1 protein-coding gene is annotated in these 1,654 nt (G+C 68.9%); it reads right to left on the bottom strand.

Annotated elements, in window-relative coordinates; translation table 11 throughout:
* The coding region (locus tag ACZ60X_RS43850; protein ID WP_469611436.1) for a ribonuclease J at positions 1–1,634 on the bottom strand (1,634 nt) is incomplete at its 3' end.
* Positions 1,635–1,654: the final 20 nt, after the last annotated feature.

The raw sequence follows: 1,654 nt of genomic DNA, 5'->3' as shown, positions 1-1,654 counted from the left end.
AACGCCCAGTTCGCCACGGCGCGGGCGAGGAGTTGTTCGAGTTGGCGGGCGTCCCCGACGCCTTCCTCGGCCGCGGTGGCCAGGGTCTTCTCGATGACGGGGATGACCGGCTCGAAGGTGGTGTCGTCGTGGACGAAGCCGCGGGCGAGGAAGTCGGGGGCCTCGGCGAGGGCGCCGGTGTCCGCGTCGACGATCGCCACCACCGTGACCACGCCCTCGGCGGCGAGGGTGAGGCGGTCCTTGAGGGACGCTTCGGTGGCGCCGCCGACTTCCATGCCGTCCACGTAGACGTTGCCGGCGGGGACCTTGCCGGTGATGGACGCGCGTCCGTCGACCAGGTCGACGACGACGCCGTCCTCGGCGATGACGACCCGTTCGGGGTCGACACCGGTACGGATGGCGAGGTCGGCATTGGCCCGCAGGTGGCGCCACTCGCCGTGCACGGGCATGACGTTGCGGGGCTTGACGATGTTGTAGCAGTAGACGAGTTCGCCGGCGCTGGCGTGCCCGGAGACGTGCACCTTGGCGTTGCCCTTGTGGACCACGTGGGCGCCCCACCGGGTGAGTCCGTTGATCACCCGGTAGATGGCGTTCTCGTTGCCGGGGATGAGGGAGCTGGCGAGCAGGACGGTGTCGCCCTTGCCGATGCGGATCACGTGGTCGCGGTTGGCCATCCGTGACAACGCGGCCATCGGTTCGCCCTGGGAGCCGGTGCACACCAGAGTGATCTTGTGGTCCGGGAGCTTCTCCAGCTCCTTCGTGCTCACGACCAGACCGGAGGGGACCTTCAGATAGCCCAGGTCACGGGCGATGCCCATGTTGCGGACCATCGACCGGCCGACGAAGGCGACCTTGCGGCCGTACTGGTGCGCGGCGTCCAGGACCTGCTGGATGCGGTGCACATGGCTGGCGAAGCTGGAGACGATGACGCGGCGCGGCGCGGTGCGCATGACCTGCTCGATCGCCGGGTTCAGCTCACGCTCGGAGGTGGTGAAGCCGGGTACTTCGGCGTTGGTGGAATCGGTGAGGAACAGGTCCACGCCCTCCTCGCCGAGGCGGGCGAAGGCGCGCAGATCGGTGATGCGGTCGTCGAGAGGGAACTGGTCCATCTTGAAGTCGCCGGTGTGCAGCACCATCCCGGCCCGGGTGCGGATCGCGACCGCGAGGCTGTCGGGGATGGAGTGGTTGACCGCCACGAACTCGCAGTCGAAGGGCCCGAAACCACGCCGGTCGCCCTCCCGCACGCGCACCGTGCGCGGCCGGATGCCGTGTTCCTTGAGCTTGGCCTCCAGGAACGCCAGGGTCAGCTTCGAGCCGACGACGGGAATGTCGGACCGTTCGCGCAGGAGGTACGGCACGCCGCCGATGTGGTCCTCGTGGCCGTGGGTGAGGACCACGGCCACGATGTCGTCCAGCCGGTCCCGGATCGAGGTGAAGTCCGGCAGGATCACGTCCACGCCGGGCTGGGTCTCCTCGGGGAACAGTACGCCGCAGTCGACGATGAGCAGCTTGCCCGCGTGCTCGAAGACGGTCATGTTGCGGCCGATCTCCCCCAGGCCGCCCAGGGCGATGACCCGCAGCCCTCCTTCGGGAAGGGGCGGGGCGGCTTTCAGCTCGGGGTGCGGATGACTCATACGCTGACGGTACCCGGAGA

It is taken from the genome of Streptomyces sp. NPDC104106 (assembly GCF_055584345.1).
This window is presented reverse-complemented; position numbering and strand designations above follow the sequence as displayed.